An 18,450-nucleotide genomic window follows, 5' to 3' on the forward strand; every position below is an offset into this window, starting at 1 on the left:
CAGCGTCGCCGCGCTTGCGTGATGTTAGCCACATCCATGAGGAGGAGTCAGCACCCCGGAGGAGACCTTTCCGTGACCCTCACAGGGATTGGCCGGTATGTGACGGGGCTCCACCCGCCGGACAACGGCGGGCAGAGCCCCACAATCCCCGTTACGACTGGTCAGCGAGTCGCGCGGTTGACGGCGGAGACGACCGCCTTCAGGGAGGCGCGCGTGGTGTTCGCGTCGATTCCGATCCCCCACAGGACCTTGTCGCCGATCGCGCACTCGATGTAGGAGGCGGCCTGCGCGGAGGCACCCTCGCTCATCGTGTGCTCCTGGTAGTCCAGCAGCCGTACGTCGATGCCGACGGACTGCAGCGCGTCGAAGAAGGCCGAGATCGGGCCGTTGCCCGAGCCGGTCAGGACGGTGTCCTGGCCGTCGACCGTGGCCTCCACCTTCAGCGTGTCCACGCCGTCGGTGTCGGTGGTCGACTGGTTGTTCTTGACCTGGATCCGGCCCCACGGGTTCTCGGGGTTGGGCAGGTACTCGTCCTGGAAGGCCGCCCAGATGTCCTTCGGCGTGACCTCGCCGCCCTCGGCGTCCGTCTTGGTCTGGATGACCTTGGAGAACTCGACCTGCATACGGCGCGGCAGGTCCAGGCTGTGGTCGTTCTTCAGGACGTACGCGATACCGCCCTTGCCGGACTGCGAGTTGACCCGGATGACCGCCTCGTAGGAGCGGCCGACGTCCTTGGGGTCGATCGGCAGGTAGGGGACGGCCCATTCGATGTCGTCGACGGTGACGCCCTGGGCGGCGGCGTCGGCCTCCATGGCGTCGAAGCCCTTCTTGATGGCGTCCTGGTGGGAGCCGGAGAAGGACGTGTAGACCAGGTCGCCCACGTACGGGTGGCGCGGGTGGACCTCCATCTGGTTGCAGTACTCCCACGTACGACGGATCTCGTCGATGTCGGAGAAGTCGATCTGCGGGTCGACGCCCTGGGAGAAGAGGTTCATGCCCAGGGTGACCAGGTCGACGTTGCCGGTGCGCTCGCCCTGTCCGAACAGGCAGCCCTCGACGCGGTCGGCGCCGGCCATCAGGGCCAGCTCGGCGGCGGCGACGGCCGTGCCGCGGTCGTTGTGCGGGTGGATGGACAGGACGACGTGCTCACGGCGGGAGAGGTTGCGGCCCATCCACTCGAAGCGGTCGGCGTGGGTGGAGGGCGTGGAGCGCTCGACGGTCGCCGGCAGGTTCAGGATGATCTCGCGGCCCGGGCCGGGCTGCCAGACGTCCATGACCGCCTCGCAGACCTCCAGCGCGAAGTCCAGCTCGGTGTCCGTGAAGATCTCCGGCGAGTACTGGTAGCCGAACTCAGTCTCCGGGCCCAGCAGCTTCTCCGCGTACTCCATGACCAGCCGCGTGCCGTCGATCGCGATCTGCTTGATGTCGTCCTTGGAGCCGCGGAAGACGACCCGGCGGAAGACGGGGGCCGTGGCGTTGTACAGGTGGACCGTGGCGCGCTTGGCGCCCTTCAGGGACTCCACCGTGCGCTCGATCAGGTCCTCGCGGGCCTGGGTCAGTACGGAGATGGTGACGTCGTCGGGGATGGCCCCGGGCTCCTCGATGATGGAGCGCACGAAGTCGAAGTCGGTCTGGCCGGAGGCCGGGAAGCCGACCTCGATCTCCTTGTAGCCCATCTTGACCAGCAGATCGAACATGGCGCGCTTGCGGGCGGGCGACATGGGGTCGATCAGGGCCTGGTTGCCGTCACGCAGGTCGGTGGAGAGCCAGCGCGGGGCGGTGGTGACGCGGTTGGCCGGCCAGGTGCGGTCCGGGATGTCGACCTGCTCGTAGCGGCCGTACTTGTGGATCGGCATGGTGCTGGGCTGCTGGCGGTTCGCCATGATGCGTAGGGCTCCTCAGAGTGTCCGGAAGGACGGCCGACGACGCAGCACCAAGCTCCGCGGGGAGGGAGTCGGCCTCGACTACAGGCCCTCGCCGCGGCAGCTAAGGAGAAGCAGCCCGAAACGCATGATGCGCAGCATGCTAGCCGAGGCCCTCCCGGTGCGCGGATCCGTATCAGTATGCGGGACCGGGCGAACATACGGGACAAAAAGTGCGCTATGCCACTTCGCCATACCACTGCGCCACGGAGAGTGAAGGCGCTTGTCCGCGTATTTCACCAATCATGGTGGCGACCGGTGACAGGCTCGTCACGCAGTGCAAAGGTGCCAGGCATGACGACTCACGGGGGCTTCGAGCCCGTCTTCTGCACCATCGTTCCGCCCCATGTCCTCGACAAGCTCTCCCAGGCCGAGGACCCCGCGCTGGCCGGACCCGCCCGCCGCACCCTGCAGCGCGACGCCTACGAGCGCACCCAGCGCCGCCTCACCACGGTCATCGGCGCGAGTGCCGTCGCCTCGGTCGCCGACGGCAAGCCGCAGCGCACGGTCCACGACGCCCGGCACGGCACCGACCTGCCCGGCCACAAGGTCCGCGGCGAGGGCGACAAGCCCGGCAAGGACGCCACGGTCAACCGCGCCTACGCCGGTCTCGGCGCGACGTTCGAGCTGCTCCTCACGGCGTACCAGCGCGACTCGATCGACGGGAACGGCCTGCCGCTGGACGCGACGGTGCACTACGACCGCGACTACAACAACGCCTTCTGGAACGGCGAGCAGATGGTCTTCGGGGACGGCGACGGGGAGATCTTCCTCGACTTCACCATCCCGATCGACGTCATCGGCCACGAGCTCGTCCACGGCGTCACGCAGTACACCGCGAACCTCACCTACTTCGGCCAGCCCGGCGCGCTGAACGAGTCCGTGTCGGACGTCTTCGGCGCACTGATCAAGCAGTACACGCTCGGCCAGACCGCCACCGAGGCCGACTGGCTGATCGGCGCGGGCCTGCTCGCCCCGCGGGTGACGGGCGTGGCGCTGCGCTCCATGAAGGAGCCGGGCACGGCGTACGACGACGACGTCCTCGGCAAGGACCCGCAGCCCGCGACCATGGACGACTTCGTCCGCACCGGCCGCGACAACGGCGGTGTCCACATCAACTCGGGCATCCCGAACCACGCCTTCTACCTCGCGGCCACGGCCCTCGGCGGACACGCCTGGGAGCGCGCGGGACAGGTCTGGTACGACGTGCTGACCGGCGGCGAGCTGAAGGAGAAGGCGATGTTCACCGACTTCGCCACGCTCACCGTCAAGGCCGCCCGGGAGCGCTTCGGCGACGGGGAGGAGCTGGACGCCGTGTCGAAGGCCTGGGAGCAGGTCGGGGTGCGGACCCTGTAGTTCCGTACTAGAACAGGTGCCATGCGGATTCAGGTGAGGCGCACGGGCGGGTTCGCGGGCATCGAGCGGTTTGCCGAGGTGGACACCTCGGGCCGCCCGGATGCCGCCGAGTGGCACGCCCTGGCCGAGCAGGCCGTGGCCGCCGGCCGGGGCACCCCGCCGGTCGGGGTGCCGGACGGTTTCAGCTACCAGATCACGGTGGACGGCAAGACGGTCTACTGCTCGGACCCCCGGCTGACGGACGAGCAGCGCAAGCTGATCTCGCGGGTCCTGAAGGAAGGGGCTTAACAGGTCCTGCGCACCTGGCCGTTGACTTCCGTTACCGCCGGTACGGATGATCCAGCGCATGGCGACTGACGCAGGCAACCCGATCCCCCGCTTCCCGGCCGGTTTCCTCTGGGGCGTGTCCACCTCGGCGCACCAGATCGAGGGCGCGGCGGACACCCGTGAGCCGTCCGTGTGGGACGCCTTCACGGCCGAGCCCGGGCGGATCAAGGACGGCTCGACGGCGGCGGTGGCCTGCGACCACTTCCACCGCCACCGCGAGGACGTGGCGCTGCTGGCGGAGCTGGGTGTGAACGCGTACCGCTTCTCGGTCTCCTGGCCGCGGGTGCGCTCCGAGAAGGGCCTGGACTTCTACGACCGGCTGGTGGACGACCTGTGCGCGGCGGGCGTCCGCCCGGTGCCGACCCTGTTCCACTGGGACCTGCCGGCGGATCTGGACTGGCTGGAGCGGGACACGGCGGAACGCTTCGCCGAGTACGTGTCGCTGGTCGCCGACCGCCTCGGCGACCGGGTGACCAAGTGGATCACCCTGAACGAGCCCGCCGAGCACACCCTGCTGGGCCACGCCCTGGGCGTGCACGCACCGGGCAGGAAGCTGCTGTTCGACGCGCTGCCGGTCGCGCACCACCAGCTGCTGGCCCACGGTCTGGCCGTACGGGCCCTGCGCGCCTCGGGTGCCACGGACATCGGCGTCGCCAACTCGCACGGCCCGACCTGGGCGGCTTCGACCGAGGCGCCGGACGTGGAGGCGGCCGAGTTCTACGACCTGCTGCTGAACCGCCTCTTCGCGGACCCGCTGCTGCTGGGCCGGTACCCGGACGGCATCGGCGAGCTGATGCCCGGGGACGTCGAGGCCGACCTGAAGGTGATCGCCGAGCCGCTCGACTGGTACGGCGTCAACTACTACGCGCCGACCCGGGTGGGCGCCCCGCAGGGCACGGAGATCGAGTTCGGCGGTGTCTCCATGCCCGCCGAACTGCCCTTCTCCGTCCGGGAGATCGAAGGCCACCCGGTCACGGACTTCGGCTGGCCGGTCGTGCCCGAGGGCCTCACCGAACTCCTCACCGGCTTCCGCGACCGCTACGGCGACCGGCTCCCGCCCGTCGTCATCACCGAGAACGGCTGCTCGTACCCGGGCGTCGACGACCAGGACCGCGTCACCTACCTGGACGGCCATGTCCGGGCGCTGCACCGGGCGCTGGAGGCGGGCGTCGACGTGCGCGGCTACTTCGTCTGGTCCCTGCTCGACAACTTCGAGTGGGCGGAGGGCTACGCACGCCGCTTCGGACTGGTCCATGTCGACTTCGGGACCCAGGAGCGGACCCCGAAGTCGTCGTACCGCTGGTACCGGGAGCTGCTGAAGGCCCAGGGCGCTACGGCTTGATGCCCACGCCGGTCCAGAGGCTGACCTCGGCGTCCGTCGGGGTGTCGCCGTCGGTGGGGTCCGGGCGCCAGCGGTGGCCCACCGTGACGCCCGGCTCCAGCAGGTCCAGGCCGTCGAAGAAGCGCGCGACGTCCGCCTGGGAGCGGAACCGCACCGGCGTCCCGGCCGAGGTGTAGATGTCGGTGACCTTCTGCCAGGTGGGGGCGTCGAAGTCGGGCGTGCAGTGGCTCAGCGCCAGGGCGCTGCCCGAGGGCAGGACGTCCAGCAGACGGCGCACGATCCCGTACGGGTCCTGGGCGTCGGTGACGAAGTGCATCAGGGCGTTGAGGGACAGCGCGACCGGGCGGCTCAGGTCCAGGATCTCGGCCAGCTCGGGGGCGTTCAGCAGCGCCTGGGGGTCGTTGACGTCCGCCTCGATGTACGTCGTACGGCCCTCGGCGGAGCTGCGCATCAGGCGCTCGGCGTACTTGAGGACGAGGGGGTCGTTGTCGGCGTAGACCACCCGGGCGTCGGGGACCACGGACTGGGCGACCTGGTGCAGGTTGGGCTCGGTGGGGATGCCGGTCCCTATGTCCAGCCACTGGCGGATGCCGTGCTCGCGGGCGAGGACCCGGGTGGCCCGGTGCATGAAGGCCCGGTTCTCCCGGGCGCACACGAAGATGGCCGGGTAGGCCTCGGCGACCCGCTCGGCCGCCTGCTTGTCGACCTCGAAGTGGTCCTTGCCGCCGAGGTAGTAGTCGTACATGCGGGCGGAGTGCGGCCTGCTGGTGTCTATGTCCCGCGCGGCCTGCGAGTTGCTCATGGGGGGGTGCCTCTCGGTGGGGGTGGTGGTGCGAGTCGGCCCAGTGGGGCTTCAGTGAGCCGTCAGATGGTCGGCGAGGCCCTGCTTGACCCCCGCGACGAACGCGGTGATCTCCTCGGGCGTGTAGATCAGCGCGGGACCGGCCGGATCCGTGGACTGCCGGACCGCCACGCGGCCGTCGGCGAGTTGCTTGGCCTCCACGCACTGCCCCCCGTTCGGACCGCTCCAGGGCCGTTCCCAGCCCTGCTCCCCCAGGTCCGACGCGGGCATCCCGTTGTAGACGGTGCCCTCGGCGATGGTCATGCGTACTCCTTCCGCATGCGGTTCAACAGCGCCTTGCTGTCCGCGGACGAGGTCTTCAGAGACAGCCGGTTGTGCGCCTCCAGATGGGCCACGACGTCGGCCCGCTGGTCGAGGTAGACGGAGGCGGAGAGGATCTCGCTGTAGACGATGTCGGGCAGCTCCCGCTCCTCGAACCGGAAGTAGGTGAACGGCGCGCACGCCCCGACGTGGGCGCCCGCGGCGAACGGCACGATGTCGACGCTGACGTGCTCCAGCTCGGAGGCCTCCAGGAGCCGGTCGATCTGCTCCCGCATCACCTCGGGGCCGCCCACCACGCGGTGCAGTACGGCCTCCTCCATCACCACCCAGAGCGTGGGCGCGTCCTGCCTGGTGAGCAGGCTCTGGCGGCGCAGCCGCAGCTCCACGCGCCGCCGGAGGTCCTCCTCGTCGTCGTTCGGGAAGCCTCCGCCCAGCACGGCACGCGCGTACCCGGGCGTCTGGAGCAGGCCGGTGACGTACTGCGGCTCATAGGTGCGCAGCGTTCTCGCGCCGGTCTCCAGGCTGACGTAGGCGGTGAACCAGGACGGCATCACATCGCGGTACGGGTTCCACCAGCCGGGCTCGTTGGCCCGCTCGGCCAGGGTGACGAACTCGTCGATCTCCTGCCGTCCGGCGCCGTAGGTCTCCAGCAGCTTCTCGACGTAGAGGATCTTCAGGCCGACCTCGGCCTTCTCGAGGCGGCGGATGGTCAGCGGGGTCACGCGCAGGGTCTTGGCCGCGTCGTCGAGGGTGAGGCCCGCGTGCTGCCGGGCTTCCTGGAGGCGGCGGCCGAGGATCATGCGGAGAACGGTGGGTGCGCCGGCGCCGGTGCCTGATCGCGCGTCGTTCACGCCGTACCTCCTGAGGGGTCGTCATCGGCGCAAGGCCGGCGGGGACTTGATCGTCATGCCGGGCATCCGAGCGGTGCGATGCGTTCCGTTTGAAATTATCAGGGAGATGGTTGCAGCGTGAACTGCTCTGCGAGCATAGTTACTTGTGTGACCAGGGCGCCGGAACCCCCCACTCCCCTTTTCCGGCCGGTCCGTTGTCCGCCTCGCCCCTTCCCACCCCCACGGAAGGCGACCGCCGTGTCCCCCCACACGACTTCCCCCCGTTTCCTGGACGCGGTGCGCCCGGGCCGTACGCACTGGCTGGAACTACCGCCCCACCGGACCAGCGTCAGAGTGGCCCGCCATGACACGCAGGCACGGCTGACCTCCTGGCAAGTGCCCGACGAGGCGTGCGCCAACGCCGTTCTGCTGGTGTCCGAGCTGGTGACCAACGCCGTGCTGCACACGCTCAGTGAGCGGATCCTGTGCGGCGTCGGGCTGATGCCCGACGAGCGCTTCCGTCTGGAGGTGCACGACGGCGACCTCTCGGGCCGCGGCATCCCCGACCGCTGTCCCGGCCTCGACGACGAGAACGGCCGCGGCCTGCTGCTCGTCCGGGAGATAGCGGAGAGCTGGGGCATCACCCGCTCGTCCCTCACGGGCGGCAACGCGGTGTGGGCGAGCCTGGCGAGGGCGTTATAGGGCGGTGAGGCCCCTCAGACATGACGCGGAGAGGCCTCTCAGAACCCCAGCTTGCGCAGCTGCCGGGGATCCCGCTGCCAGTCCTTCGCGACCTTCACATGGAGGTCGAGGAACACGGGTGTTCCGAGCAGCGCCTCGATCTGCTTGCGGGACTTGATGCCGACGTCCTTCAGGCGCTTGCCCTTGGGGCCGATGATGATGCCCTTCTGGCTGGGGCGCTCGATGTAGACGAAGGCGTGGATGTCGAGGAGGGGCTTGTCGGCGGGGCGGTCCTCGCGGGGCAGCATCTCCTCGACGACCACGGCGATGGAGTGCGGCAGCTCGTCGCGGACGCCCTCCAGCGCGGCCTCCCGGATCAGCTCCGCGATCATGACCTGCTCGGGCTCGTCGGTGAGGTCGCCCTCGGGGTAGAGCGCCGGGCCCTCCGGCAGGAGGGGGACGATCAGGTCGGCCAGCAGGCTCACCTGCTGATCGCCGACCGCCGACACCGGGACGATCTCCGCCCACTCGAAGCCGAGCTCCTTGCCGAGCTGGTCGATCGCGATGAGCTGCTCGGCGAGCGTCTTGCTGTCCACCAGGTCGGTCTTCGTGACGATCGCGATCTTCGGCGTCTTCTTGATGGACGCCAGTTCCTTCGCGATGAAGCGGTCGCCGGGGCCGAGCTTCTCGTTCGCCGGCAGACAGAAGCCGATCACGTCCACCTCGGCCCACGTCGTGCGCACGATGTCGTTCAGCCGCTCGCCCAGCAGTGTGCGCGGCTTGTGCAGCCCCGGGGTGTCGACCAGGATCAACTGCGCGTCCGGGCGGTGCACGATGCCCCGCACGGTGTGCCGCGTCGTCTGCGGCTGGTTCGCCGTGATCGCCACCTTCTGGCCGACCAGAGCATTCGTGAGGGTGGACTTGCCCGCGTTGGGACGGCCCACGAAGCAGGCGAAGCCGGCCCTGTGGACAGCTTCGGCCGACTCTTCGGATGACTGGGTACGAACGCTCATGGCGCCCATTCTCCCTGATCCACAGAGCCCCGCCGCACAGGCGCCCGAACACCGGCCGACTCGTGAGCTCCCGGAAACCCTCACGCAACGAAACGTCATGGAAACACACCCGTACGCAACCGGAAACGGACGGCGGTGAACCTCTGACGAGCCCCCGGAGCCCCACCCCGTTGGAGACACCGTGTCCTTGGCCGCCGCAAGCGCCGATACCGGCGACACCGCCTGGCTGCTCGCCGCCACCGCCCTCGTCCTGCTGATGACTCCCGGCCTGGCCCTCTTCTACGGCGGCATGGTCCGCACGAAGAGCGTGCTCAACATGCTGATGATGAGCTTCGTGTCGATCGCCCTGGTGACGGTGGTGTGGCTGGCGGCCGGATTCTCCCTCACTTTCGGCGAGGACGCCGCGGGGGGTCTCATCGGCGGCCTCGACCACATCGGCATGAGCGGCCTCGGCCCGGACAGCGTCCAGGGGACGGTGCCCACACTCCTCTTCGCCACCTTCCAGCTCACCTTCGCGATCATCACGGCCGCGCTGGTCAGCGGTGCGGTCGCCGACCGGGCGAAGTTCGGGGCCTGGCTGGTCTTCGTACCGGTGTGGGCGCTGCTCGTATACGTTCCGGTCGCGCACTGGGTGTGGGGCCCGGGTGGCTGGATCCTGGAGAAGCTCGGCGCCCTCGACTTCGCCGGCGGTCTGCCCGTCGAGATCGTCTCCGGTGCCTCGGGACTGGCGTTGTGCCTGGTCCTGGGCCCGCGGCTGGGCTTCAAGAAGGACTCCATGCGCCCGCACAACCTGCCCATGGTGATGCTGGGCGCCGGTCTGCTCTGGTTCGGCTGGTTCGGCTTCAACGCCGGCTCCGCCCTCGGCGCCAACGGCCTCGCGGCCGCCGCGTTCCTCAACACCCTCGCCGCGGGCTGCACCGGCCTGCTCGGCTGGCTCTTCGTCGAGCAGAAGCGCGGCCACCCCACCACCCTGGGCGCCGCGTCCGGCGCGGTCGCGGGCCTGGTCGCCATCACCCCGTCCTGCGGCTCGGTCTCCCTGCTCGGCGCCCTGGTCGTCGGCCTCACCGCCGGTGCCGTCTGCTCCTACGCCGTCGGCTGGAAGTTCAAGCTGAACTACGACGACTCCCTCGACGTCGTCGGAGTCCACCTGGTCGGCGGTGTCATCGGCACGCTCCTCATCGGCGTCTTCGCCGTCGACTCGATGACCGGCGGCGCCGAGGGCCTCCTCTACGGCGGCGGCCTCGCCCAGCTCGGCAAGCAGCTGCTGGCCGTGGTCGTGGTGGCGGTGTACGCGTTCGCCGTGACGTACGGCATCGGCAAGCTGATCGACGTCACCATGGGCTTTCGCGCGAGCGAGGAGCAGGAGCAGACCGGCCTGGACCTTACGGTGCACGCCGAGACGGCCTACGATCACGGGGTCCTGGGCCACGGCGCCCCGGTCTCCTCCTCCGTCGTCCCCCACGCCCAGAAGGTCACCCCCCAGGCATGAAGCTCATCACCGCGATCGTCAAGCCGTACCGCCTCGACGAGGTCAAGAACGCCCTGCAGGAACTCGGCGTGCACGGCCTGACCGTGACCGAGGCCAGCGGCTACGGCCGGCAGCGCGGCCACACCGAGGTGTACCGCGGCGCCGAGTACCAGGTCGACCTGGTGCCGAAGGTCCGTATCGAGGTCGTCGTCGAGGACGCGGACGCCGAGGCCGTCATCGACGCGGTCGTCAGGGCCGCGCACACCGGCAAGATCGGCGACGGGAAGGTGTGGGCGCTGCCCGTCGACACCGTCGTGCGGGTGCGGACGGGCGAGCGCGGCCCCGACGCGCTCTGACACCGGGGCCGCGTCGCTTCGGTCTCAGTCGAACACGAACGGGCCCGGCGACTGCGGCCCGGTCGCCGTGCAGGTGATGGTGATGCCGAAGACGGTCATCTTCAGCGAGCCGCCGAAGGCCTCCAGGCTGTCGCCGGAGGCCACGGTGCCGCTGAGGGGGCCGACCTCGACGGGGGCGCCGGCGGCCATCGCCGGGTTCTCCGTGCCGGTGAAGGCGACGGTGCCGCCGCCGGACTTCACCAGGGTGAGCGAGGACGCGATCGAGTCCGCGCCCAGGGCGATCGGCGCGGTGATCGCCGAGGACTTGACGGTGAGGGTGGCGGCGGTGCCGTTCTGCGTGGCCGTGAGCGTGGCCTCGCCACTGCCGAAGGTGCCGCAGTCCGCGCTGATCGTTGCCGTCTGGGGGGTCACGGCGAGAGCGGCGGGGGCGAAGGCGAGCCCGCTGACCGCGAGGGCCCCGGCCGCCAGTGCCGCACCTGCTCCGATTCGCTTGCATCTCATGGGATTCCGGCTCCGTTTCCGTGGGGGGGGTGGACCGCTCGGCACATGGATGCGGACACACTGCCGAGAGTCGAACCTGACGGTCCGTCGGAACTGACGGTTCCATTGATGCGTGTGGGGCAGGCGGCGGCAAGGTTGAAAACTGGCCTAATTACCGCCGGTTACAGCGAATTTCGGCCAACACGTCAGCCGGCGGTCACGGTGGCCCTGACCGTACCGTCGGGCCCGGCCACCAACACCGGCGTCTCCGCCCCGCCGAGATCCCGTACCGCCGCCCGGTCCTCGGCAGTGGGCGACTCCGCTTCCGTCACCACCGCCGCCGCCTCCAGCGACCTCGCCCCCGAGGCCACCGCCATCGCCACCGCCGTCCGCAGGGCACTGAGCTTCAGGGAGTCGAGGGCCACGGTCCCCGCGACATACGTACGTCCGGTCTCGTCCCGTACGGCCGCCCCCTCGGGCACACCGTTGCGGGCCCGCGCGGAACGGGCCAAGGTGACGATCTTGCGGTCCTCGGGGTCGAGCGCGCTGCTGTCGGTCATGATCCGAGCATACGTAGCGACTGCCCCGGCCCGGTCTCAGGGCCGGTCGAGGCGGAGGCGGTCCGCCCGCGGCAGGCCCGCGACCACGAGATCGTAGGAGTCCTCGACGAGCTCCCGGACCAGCTGGTCCGGGAGGTCTCCGTCGGCCGTGACCGTGTTCCAGTGCCGCTTGTTCATGTGCCAGCCGGGGACGACGAGGCCCTCGTGCTCGCCGCGCAGCCGGATCGCGTCGTCCGGGTCGCACTTGAGGTTGACCTTCAGGGGCCGCTCGTCGAGATGCGACAGGGCGAACAGCTTGCCCTGGATCTTGAAGACCGAGATCTCCGGGCTGAAGGGGAAGTCCTCCACCGCCGCGTTGAAGGACAGGCAGAACGCGCGCAGCTCCTGCGGGGTCATTCCGGCTTCTCCTCCTGGGCGGCGTCCGCGGGCTCCACCGGCTCCGCGAGCACCGTCACGATCTTGTTGCGCCGGCCGGCCGCGGCCTCCGCCGTCAGGCGCAGTTCCCGGCCGTCGGGCAGGGCGACGACGGACGACGCGCCCGCGATGGGGACCCGGCCCAGCGCCTTCGCCAGCAGACCCCCGACCGTCTCGACGTCCTCGTCGTCGAACTCCTCCAGGCCGTACAGGTCGCCCAGGTCGCCGATGTCGAGCCGGGCCGTGACCCGGAAGCGGTCCTTGCCGAGGTCCTCCACCGGCGGCAGTTCGCGGTCGTACTCGTCGGTGATCTCGCCGACGATCTCCTCGAGGATGTCCTCGATGGTGACGATGCCGGCGGTGCCGCCGTACTCGTCGACGGCGACCGCGACGTGGTTGCGCTCCTTCTGCATCTCGCGCAGCAGGTCGCCCGCGTTCTTGGTGTCGGGCACGAAGAACGCCGGGCGCATCGCCGTGGACACCTGCTCGGACTCGGCGTCGCGGCTGATGTGCGTCTTTCTGACCAGGTCCTTCAGATACACGATCCCGACGATGTCGTCCTCGCTCTCGCCGGTCACCGGGATGCGGGAGAAGCCGGAACGCAGGGCGAGGGTGAGGGCCTGGCGGATGGTCTTGAAACGCTCGATGACCACCAGGTCCGTGCGCGGGACCATGACCTCGCGGACGAGGGTGTCGCCCAGCTCGAAGACCGAGTGCACCATGCGGCGCTCCTCGTCCTCGATGAGGGACTCCTTCTCGGCGAGGTCGACCAGCGCGCGCAGCTCCGCCTCGGAGGCGAAGGGACCGCGGCGGAAGCCCTTGCCGGGGGTGAGCGCGTTGCCGATGAGGATGAGCAGCGAGGGGATCGGGCCCATGATCCGGGCCAGCGGCACCAGGACGTACGCCGAGAGCGTCGCCGTGTTCAGCGGGTGCTGGCGGCCGATGGTGCGCGGGGACACCCCCACGGCGACGTACGACACGAGGACCATGACCGCGATGGCGACCAGGAGGGCCTCGGTGGTGCCGTCGAACTCCTGGAGGCAGCCGTAGGTGATCAGCGCGGCGGCGGCCATCTCGCAGGCGACGCGCACCAGCAGCGCCACGTTCAGATAGCGGGTCGGGTCGGCGGCGACCTGGGAGAGCTTGGCGCTGCCGCGCCTGCCGACGCGTACGGCCTCCTCGGCGCGGAAGCTGGAGACGCGTGCGAGGCCCGCCTCCGCGCAGGCGGCGAGCCAGGCCACGACGACCAGGGCGACCGCGCCCAGGGCGAGTTGCGGATTCATCGGCGGCTCTACGAGACCGTCGGCGCGGGGGACGGGCCGGTGAGGCCCCGCTCCGAGCGCCAGCCGTCCACGATGGCCGCCTGGAGGCCGAACATCTCGGCCTTCTCGTCCGGTTCCTCGTGGTCATAGCCCAGCAGGTGCAGCACCCCGTGGACGGTGAGCAGTTGGAGCTCCTCGTCCATGGAGTGCTGCGTGTCGGCCTCGGCGCCCTGCTTGGTGGCGACCTCCGGGCAGAGCACGATGTCGCCGAGCAGCCCCTGCGGCGGCTCGTCCTCGTCCTTGGACGGCGGGCGCAGCTCGTCCATCGGGAAGGACATGACATCCGTGGGGCCGGGGAGGTCCATCCACTGGATGTGGAGCTGCTCCATGGCGTCGGCGTCCACGACGATCACCGAGAGCTCGGAGAGCGGGTGGATGCGCATCCGAGCGAGCGCGTAGCGGGCGATGTCGAGGATCGCCTGCTCGTCGACCTCGGTGCCGGACTCGTTGTTGACGTCGATCGACATGGTGTGGTGCTTGTCTACTTCCCCTTGGGCGCGGACTTGCCGCGGCTCTTGTGCGAGCCGTTCTGGGTGCCGTGCTCGGTGTCGTACTGCTCGTACGCGTCGACGATACGGCCCACCAGCTTGTGCCGGACCACGTCCTGCGACGACAGCCGGGAGAAGTGGACGTCGTCCAGACCCTCCAGGATCTCCTGCACCTGCCGCAGACCGCTCTTGGTGCCGTTCGGGAGGTCGACCTGCGTCACGTCTCCTGTGATCACGATCTTCGACTCGAAGCCGAGGCGGGTGAGGAACATCTTCATCTGCTCGGGGCTCGTGTTCTGGGCCTCGTCCAGGATGATGAAGGCGTCATTGAGCGTACGGCCCCTCATGTACGCCAGCGGCGCGACCTCGATGGTCCCCGCCGCCATCAGCCGCGGGATCGAGTCCGGGTCGAGCATGTCGTGCAGCGCGTCGTAGAGCGGGCGCAGGTACGGGTCGATCTTCTCGTAGAGCGTGCCCGGGAGGAAGCCGAGGCGTTCGCCGGCCTCGACCGCCGGGCGGGTCAGGATGATGCGGTTGACCTGCTTGGACTGCAGGGCCTGGACGGCCTTGGCCATGGCCAGGTAGGTCTTGCCGGTGCCGGCGGGGCCGATGCCGAAGACGATCGTGTGTTTGTCGATCGCGTCCACGTAGCGCTTCTGGTTGAGCGTCTTGGGGCGGATCGTGCGGCCCCGCGAGGACAGGATGTTCTGCGTGAGCACCTCGGCCGGGGTCTCCTGGCCGTCGCTCTCCCCGTTCTCGCTCGCCTTGAGCATGGCGATCGAGCGTTCCACTGCGTCCTCCGTCATCGGCTGCCCGGTGCGGAGCACGAGCATCATCTCGTCGAACACGCGCGAAATGAGGGCGACGTCCGCTGGGTCGCCGACCGCGCTGATCTCGTTGCCCCGGACGTGGATGTCGGCCGCCGGGAAGGCCTTTTCGATCACGCGCAGGAGGCTGTCGCCGGACCCCAGCACGGTCACCATGGGGTGCTGGGCGGGGACGGTGAACTGCGCTCTCGCCCGCTCCTGCGCGGGGGTGTGAGCTGTGGGTGTCTGAGTCATGGGCCGGCGCTTAAGGCCTGCGGTTCCTCCTCGTCACGGCCGCGTAGCTGAGGGCGGCCTCGCGATTCCAAGGGTACGACGGAGCACTGACAACGCCGTAGGGCTTTTAGGGGTGGGGTTGGAAACCGAGGCGACGGTTTCCCTTGCCCCGGAGCCCCGAGCAGGCCTGGACGTCACGCCGAGCGGCGGAACCCGATCGTAGGGACGGCCCTCCGCAACGGCCAGGGCCGCACGAGCTTCTCCGGCACAAGCCCCGCCAAGAACCCGTACCGCCGCAACGCCGTCGCCGACTGTCCCTGGACCGACTGCACCTTCCGCCACCACCCCGCGATCTCCGACCACCCCGGCGCCGACAACGACCCGCCGAACTCCTGCACCGACAGCGCCGCGGTCAACCCGGCGAAGGCCAGCCGGTCCGCGAGCGGCCAGTCCGCCAGCGTCCCGGTCACGAACCCGGCGACGAAGACGTCCCCGGCCCCTGTCGGGTCGAGGGCCTCGACCTCGATGGCCGGTACCTCCGCCGTCTCCCCGGTGCGCCGGTCCACCGCGTACGCCCCGTCCGCCCCGAGCGTGACCACCGCGAGCGGCACGTACTCGGTCAGGGCGTGCGCCGCGGCCCGGGGGCAGTCGGCGCCCGTGTAGCGCATCGCCTCCTGCGCGTTCGGCAGGAAGGCCTCGCAGTGCCGCAGGTCGGGCAGTGCCGCCAGGTCCCACGCGCCGGTGTCGTCCCAGCCGACGTCGCCGAAGACCCGGGTGCCCTTGCTCGCGGCCTGGGCGATCCAGGGCGCGCTCACGCCCGGTGCGAGGGAGGCGACGGCGGCACGGGCGCGGGGCGGGCACTCGGGGGCCGGTTCCTCCGGGGGCGGCTCATGGCCGTGCGAGACCATCGTGCGCTCCCCCTCGTACGCCATGGAGACGGTCACCGGGGAGTGCCAGCCGGGCACCGTCCGCGACGGGGAGAGGTCGATGCCCTCGCCGTGCTCCAGGGCGTCCCAGCAGTAGTCGCCGTAGTGGTCGTCGCCGAAGGCCGCCGCGAGGGACGTGCGCAGGCCGAGGCGGGCCAACGCGGTGGCCATGTTGGCGACGCCGCCGGGGCTCGACCCCATCCCGCGTGCCCAGGACTCGGTCCCGCGCACCGGGGCGGAGTCGAGCCCGGTGAAGATGATGTCGAGGAAGACGGTGCCGGTGAGATAGACGTCCCAGGGCGGGTCGTCCGGCATGCGCAGCGGGGCGAGGGGATCGACCTGGGTCTGGCGGTGCGATCCCTTTCTCGGGCCCTTTCCGGCCGGGGCGGTGGACGCGATCACGGTGCGCTCCCTGACGTGGTGCGGATCAGGCCAGTCTGCACCACACCACCGACAACGTGACGCCGATCACTCCGTCATGTCCTACCAGCGGGGCATCGAGGGCGTCACCCACTCCGGGTCGGCGATCCGCATGGCCGACGCGTCGTCGCGGTCCCGCAGCGCGCCGTCGTCGTCCAGCCAGCGCCGGTGCAGTTCGGCGAGGCGCTCTCGGTCGAGCTCCACGCCGAGGCCGGGCGCGTCAGGCACCGCGACCTTGCCGCCCTCGAAGGTCAGCCGCTCGGTGAGGACGTCCTCCGACTGCCAGGGGTAGTGGGAGTCGCAGGCGTGGTGAAGGTCGGGGACGGTGGCCGCCACATGGGTCATCGCGGCGAGCGAGATGCCCAGGTGGGTGTTGGAGTGCATCGACACCCCGACGCCGAAGGTGCGGCAGACGGCGGCGAGCTGCTGGGTGTTGCGCAGTCCGCCCCAGTAGTGGTGGTCGGAGAGGACGACCTGCACGGCTCCCCGCGTGAACGCCTCCTTGATCTCGGCGAAGGTCGTCACGCACATGTTGGTGGCGAGCGGCACACCGGTCCGCTCGGCGACCTCGGCCATGGCGGGCGTGCCGAGCGCGGGGTCCTCCAGGTACTCCAGGACCTCCCCGAGCTCCCGTGCCACCCTGACCGACGTCTCGACGGACCAGGCGCCGTTGGGGTCGAGCCGCAGCGGATGCCCCGGGAAGGCCTCGGCGAGCGCCCGTACGGCGGCGATCTCCTCGTCGGGCGGGAAGACGCCGCCCTTGAGCTTGAAGGAGGTGAAGCCGTAGCGCTCCTTGAACCGCCGGGCCTGTTCCACCACACCCGCCGGGTCGACGGCGGCGCCCCAGTCGTCCTTCTCGGCCGGGACGCCCTCCGGGTGGTCGGCCCACTTGTAGAACAGGTAGGCGCTGTACTCGACGGCGTCGCGCACCTTGCCGCCGAGCAGCGCGTGCACGGGCAGCCCGAGGGCCTTGCCGAGGGCGTCGAGACAGGCGACCTCGAAGCCGGAGACGACGGACAGCCGCAGTTTGTCGGCGGTCTGGACGCCGCGCAGCCCGCCGACGTCGACGGCGTTCTCGACCCGGGAGCGGTCCACGGCGACCTGGTCCGCGAGTGTGAACAGGCCGTTCAGATCGCTGACCTGGTGCCCCTTCAGCCGCTCGGCGAAGGGGCGGGCCAGCTCCAGGTACTTGGCGTCGCCGTAGGTCTCCCCCACGCCCGTGACCCCGTCGGCCGTGACGACCTCGACGATCAGCCGGGGCGTGTACGGCTGGTGCACGCCCTGCGTGTTCAGCAGCGGCGGGTCCGCGACCAGGATCGGCGTCAGCCGTACGTCCGTGATGGCGAGGTTCACAGGGTGGCTCCTACGAGGTCGAGGCCGGCGCTCAGCAGGGAGGAGAGCTCGGCGAGGTCGCGGTCGGAGGGGTCGGTGAGCGGGGCGCGGACCGGCCCGACCGGGTGGCCGCGCAGCCGGGCCGCCGCCTTCACCAGCGACACGGCGTACCCGGGGACGCGGTCGCGCAGTTCGACGAGGGGGACGTAGAAGTCGCGCAGCAGCTTGTCGACCGTGCCGTGGTCGCCGTCGCGCAGGGCGGCGAAGAAGGCGCCGGCGATCTCGGGGGCGAAGGCGTGCACGGCGGAGGAGTAGGCGGGGACGCCGACGGTGGCGTAGGCGCGGGCCTGGATCTCGGCGGTGGCGGCGCCGTTGAAGAACAGGAAGTCCTCGGGGGCGGCGAGCGTGAGGCGCTGCAGCCGGTCGAGGTCGCTGTGGCCGTCCTTGAGGCCGATGACGTTCGGCAGGGCCGCGACGCGCTTGAGCGACTCGGCGGTGAAGGCGACCTGGCCGCGCTGGTAGGCGATCAGCGGCAGCCGGGTGCGGGCGGCGATCTGTTCGAGCTGGGCGACCAGGCCGTCCTGCGGGGCGGCGACCAGGTAGTGCGGCAGCACGAGGAGCGCGTCGGCGCCGGCGTCCTCGGCGATGCGCGCGAACCGGACGGCCTGCGCCCAGCCGTATCCGATGCCGGCCACGACGGGGACGCGGCCCGCCGCCTCCTCGACGGTGAGGGTGACGACCTGCCGGTACTCGTCCTCATCCAAGGAGAAGAACTCGCCGGTGCCGCAGGCGGGGAAGACGGCGCCGGGCGAGGCGGCGAGCCGCTCCGCGACGTAGGAGCGGAAGCCGTCCGGGTCGAGGGTGCCGTCGTCGCGGAAGCTGGTCAGCGGGAACGACAGCACGCCACCGGCCATGCCGTCCCGCAGCCGCTGCGCGACCGCTTCCGGTCCAGCGCCAGCACTCACGGCATCTCCTTATGTAGACGTCATCTATATATGAGAATGACGGTTGGATACGCGAACGTCAACCGCCCGAGGCCACCCGATTACC

20 protein-coding genes are annotated in these 18,450 nt (G+C 70.3%); 6 read left to right on the forward strand and 14 right to left on the reverse strand.

What is annotated here, in order from left to right; all coding sequences use genetic code 11:
* Window positions 1–161: 161 nt before the first annotated feature.
* A complete protein-coding gene (leuA, locus tag ACQEV8_RS14160) occupies window positions 162–1,883 on the reverse strand; it encodes a 2-isopropylmalate synthase (RefSeq protein ID WP_432960084.1) in 1,722 nt (573 codons plus the stop codon).
* Between the two features lie 333 nt (window positions 1,884–2,216).
* Here leuA and ACQEV8_RS14165 point away from each other — a divergent pair, with 333 nt between their 5' ends.
* Genes ACQEV8_RS14165 through ACQEV8_RS14175 form a run of 3 tightly spaced genes read left to right on the forward strand, consistent with a single transcriptional unit; the run spans window position 2,217 to window position 4,947 of the window.
* Window positions 2,217–3,278: a M4 family metallopeptidase gene (locus ACQEV8_RS14165; protein WP_432960086.1), complete on the forward strand. Its 1,062-nt coding sequence runs from the start codon at window positions 2,217–2,219 to the stop codon at window positions 3,276–3,278.
* Between the two features lie 21 nt (window positions 3,279–3,299).
* Window positions 3,300–3,566, forward strand: a complete 267-nt coding sequence (locus ACQEV8_RS14170) for a protealysin inhibitor emfourin (protein WP_391097442.1) — start codon at window positions 3,300–3,302, stop codon at window positions 3,564–3,566.
* A 58-nt stretch (window positions 3,567–3,624) separates the two neighbouring features.
* The gene (locus ACQEV8_RS14175; protein ID WP_432960089.1) at window positions 3,625–4,947 is read left to right on the forward strand and encodes a GH1 family beta-glucosidase; all 1,323 of its coding nucleotides are present in this window, start codon (window positions 3,625–3,627) and stop codon (window positions 4,945–4,947) included.
* On the opposite strand, the gene ACQEV8_RS14180 is transcribed toward ACQEV8_RS14175, so the two are convergent.
* From ACQEV8_RS14180 to ACQEV8_RS14190, 3 genes are read right to left on the reverse strand one after another with little or no spacing between them, the layout of a single operon-like run.
* Entirely contained in the window at window positions 4,937–5,749 is an 813-nt protein-coding gene (locus ACQEV8_RS14180) for an SAM-dependent methyltransferase (protein WP_432960091.1), read from the reverse strand. The genes ACQEV8_RS14175 and ACQEV8_RS14180 overlap by 11 nt on opposite strands.
* 51 nt (window positions 5,750–5,800) lie before the next feature.
* On the reverse strand, window positions 5,801–6,052 hold the full coding sequence (locus ACQEV8_RS14185) for a DUF397 domain-containing protein (protein WP_189723446.1): 252 nt from the start codon (window positions 6,050–6,052) through the stop codon (window positions 5,801–5,803).
* Window positions 6,049–6,921 (reverse strand): helix-turn-helix domain-containing protein, encoded by an 873-nt coding sequence (locus tag ACQEV8_RS14190; protein WP_432960093.1) that lies wholly within the window; start codon window positions 6,919–6,921, stop codon window positions 6,049–6,051. The genes ACQEV8_RS14185 and ACQEV8_RS14190 overlap by 4 nt, the downstream gene beginning before the upstream one ends.
* A 237-nt stretch (window positions 6,922–7,158) precedes the next feature.
* Between ACQEV8_RS14190 and ACQEV8_RS14195 the strand changes: the two genes are divergently transcribed.
* On the forward strand, window positions 7,159–7,602 hold the full coding sequence (locus ACQEV8_RS14195; protein ID WP_432960095.1) for an ATP-binding protein: 444 nt from the start codon (window positions 7,159–7,161) through the stop codon (window positions 7,600–7,602).
* Window positions 7,603–7,640: 38 nt separating this feature from the next.
* Here the strand turns inward: ACQEV8_RS14195 and era are convergent, their stop codons facing one another.
* Window positions 7,641–8,603, reverse strand: a complete 963-nt coding sequence (era, locus tag ACQEV8_RS14200; RefSeq protein ID WP_432960097.1) for a GTPase Era — start codon at window positions 8,601–8,603, stop codon at window positions 7,641–7,643.
* Between the two features lie 172 nt (window positions 8,604–8,775).
* On the opposite strand from era, the gene ACQEV8_RS14205 reads away from it, so the two are divergent.
* Window positions 8,776–10,083: an ammonium transporter gene (locus tag ACQEV8_RS14205; protein ID WP_432960099.1), complete on the forward strand. Its 1,308-nt coding sequence runs from the start codon at window positions 8,776–8,778 to the stop codon at window positions 10,081–10,083.
* Window positions 10,080–10,418: a P-II family nitrogen regulator gene (locus tag ACQEV8_RS14210; RefSeq protein ID WP_215121499.1), complete on the forward strand. Its 339-nt coding sequence runs from the start codon at window positions 10,080–10,082 to the stop codon at window positions 10,416–10,418. Before ACQEV8_RS14205 ends, ACQEV8_RS14210 begins: the two co-directional genes overlap by 4 nt.
* Before the next feature lie 24 nt (window positions 10,419–10,442).
* Here the strand turns inward: ACQEV8_RS14210 and ACQEV8_RS14215 are convergent, their stop codons facing one another.
* The 9 genes from ACQEV8_RS14215 to ACQEV8_RS14255 all read right to left on the reverse strand — a co-directional run bounded on the left by ACQEV8_RS14215 (window position 10,443) and on the right by ACQEV8_RS14255 (window position 18,314).
* Window positions 10,443–10,919 (reverse strand): hypothetical protein, encoded by a 477-nt coding sequence (locus ACQEV8_RS14215; RefSeq protein ID WP_432960101.1) that lies wholly within the window; start codon window positions 10,917–10,919, stop codon window positions 10,443–10,445.
* 185 nt (window positions 10,920–11,104) lie between these two features.
* Entirely contained in the window at window positions 11,105–11,458 is a 354-nt protein-coding gene (locus tag ACQEV8_RS14220; protein ID WP_432960103.1) for a cytidine deaminase, read from the reverse strand.
* A 36-nt stretch (window positions 11,459–11,494) separates the two neighbouring features.
* Window positions 11,495–11,854: an MmcQ/YjbR family DNA-binding protein gene (locus tag ACQEV8_RS14225; protein ID WP_432960105.1), complete on the reverse strand. Its 360-nt coding sequence runs from the start codon at window positions 11,852–11,854 to the stop codon at window positions 11,495–11,497.
* Window positions 11,851–13,155, reverse strand: coding sequence for a hemolysin family protein (locus ACQEV8_RS14230; protein ID WP_432960107.1), 1,305 nt, complete (start codon window positions 13,153–13,155; stop codon window positions 11,851–11,853). The genes ACQEV8_RS14225 and ACQEV8_RS14230 overlap by 4 nt, the downstream gene beginning before the upstream one ends.
* Window positions 13,156–13,163: 8 nt before the next feature.
* On the reverse strand, window positions 13,164–13,661 hold the full coding sequence (gene ybeY / locus ACQEV8_RS14235; protein WP_184592507.1) for an rRNA maturation RNase YbeY: 498 nt from the start codon (window positions 13,659–13,661) through the stop codon (window positions 13,164–13,166).
* Between the two features lie 14 nt (window positions 13,662–13,675).
* Window positions 13,676–14,743 carry a PhoH family protein gene (locus tag ACQEV8_RS14240; RefSeq protein ID WP_432960109.1) on the reverse strand — a complete coding sequence of 356 codons (1,068 nt, stop codon included), beginning with the start codon at window positions 14,741–14,743 and terminating at the stop codon, window positions 13,676–13,678.
* Window positions 14,744–14,916: 173 nt separating this feature from the next.
* Window positions 14,917–16,050, reverse strand: coding sequence for a carbohydrate kinase family protein (locus ACQEV8_RS14245; RefSeq protein ID WP_432960111.1), 1,134 nt, complete (start codon window positions 16,048–16,050; stop codon window positions 14,917–14,919).
* Window positions 16,051–16,131: 81 nt separating this feature from the next.
* Complete coding sequence (locus ACQEV8_RS14250) at window positions 16,132–17,421, reverse strand: glucarate dehydratase family protein (RefSeq protein WP_432960113.1); 1,290 nt, start codon at window positions 17,419–17,421, stop codon at window positions 16,132–16,134.
* Entirely contained in the window at window positions 17,418–18,314 is an 897-nt protein-coding gene (locus ACQEV8_RS14255; RefSeq protein WP_432972687.1) for a 5-dehydro-4-deoxyglucarate dehydratase, read from the reverse strand. The genes ACQEV8_RS14250 and ACQEV8_RS14255 overlap by 4 nt, the downstream gene beginning before the upstream one ends.
* Window positions 18,315–18,450: the final 136 nt, after the last annotated feature.

Source organism: Streptomyces sp. CA-179760, from assembly GCF_050937045.1.
GTDB lineage: Bacteria > Actinomycetota > Actinomycetes > Streptomycetales > Streptomycetaceae > Streptomyces.

Excerpts from the sequence above, each read along its gene's own strand:
- ACQEV8_RS14185 (WP_189723446.1), bottom strand. The coding sequence starts at position 6,052 with ATGACCATCGCCGAGGGCACCGTCTACAACGGGATGCCCGCGTCGGAC.
- ACQEV8_RS14210 (WP_215121499.1), top strand. The coding sequence starts at position 10,080 with ATGAAGCTCATCACCGCGATCGTCAAGCCGTACCGCCTCGACGAGGTC.
- leuA (WP_432960084.1), bottom strand. The coding sequence starts at position 1,883 with ATGGCGAACCGCCAGCAGCCCAGCACCATGCCGATCCACAAGTACGGC.
- ACQEV8_RS14225 (WP_432960105.1), bottom strand. The coding sequence starts at position 11,854 with ATGACCCCGCAGGAGCTGCGCGCGTTCTGCCTGTCCTTCAACGCGGCG.
- era (WP_432960097.1), bottom strand. The coding sequence starts at position 8,603 with ATGGGCGCCATGAGCGTTCGTACCCAGTCATCCGAAGAGTCGGCCGAA.
- ACQEV8_RS14220 (WP_432960103.1), bottom strand. The coding sequence starts at position 11,458 with ATGACCGACAGCAGCGCGCTCGACCCCGAGGACCGCAAGATCGTCACC.
- ACQEV8_RS14240 (WP_432960109.1), bottom strand. The coding sequence starts at position 14,743 with ATGACTCAGACACCCACAGCTCACACCCCCGCGCAGGAGCGGGCGAGA.
- ACQEV8_RS14180 (WP_432960091.1), bottom strand. The coding sequence starts at position 5,749 with ATGAGCAACTCGCAGGCCGCGCGGGACATAGACACCAGCAGGCCGCAC.
- ybeY (WP_184592507.1), bottom strand. The coding sequence starts at position 13,661 with ATGTCGATCGACGTCAACAACGAGTCCGGCACCGAGGTCGACGAGCAG.
- ACQEV8_RS14175 (WP_432960089.1), top strand. The coding sequence starts at position 3,625 with ATGGCGACTGACGCAGGCAACCCGATCCCCCGCTTCCCGGCCGGTTTC.
- ACQEV8_RS14165 (WP_432960086.1), top strand. The coding sequence starts at position 2,217 with ATGACGACTCACGGGGGCTTCGAGCCCGTCTTCTGCACCATCGTTCCG.
- ACQEV8_RS14215 (WP_432960101.1), bottom strand. The coding sequence starts at position 10,919 with ATGAGATGCAAGCGAATCGGAGCAGGTGCGGCACTGGCGGCCGGGGCC.
- ACQEV8_RS14170 (WP_391097442.1), top strand. The coding sequence starts at position 3,300 with ATGCGGATTCAGGTGAGGCGCACGGGCGGGTTCGCGGGCATCGAGCGG.
- ACQEV8_RS14230 (WP_432960107.1), bottom strand. The coding sequence starts at position 13,155 with ATGAATCCGCAACTCGCCCTGGGCGCGGTCGCCCTGGTCGTCGTGGCC.
- ACQEV8_RS14255 (WP_432972687.1), bottom strand. The coding sequence starts at position 18,314 with ATGGCCGGTGGCGTGCTGTCGTTCCCGCTGACCAGCTTCCGCGACGAC.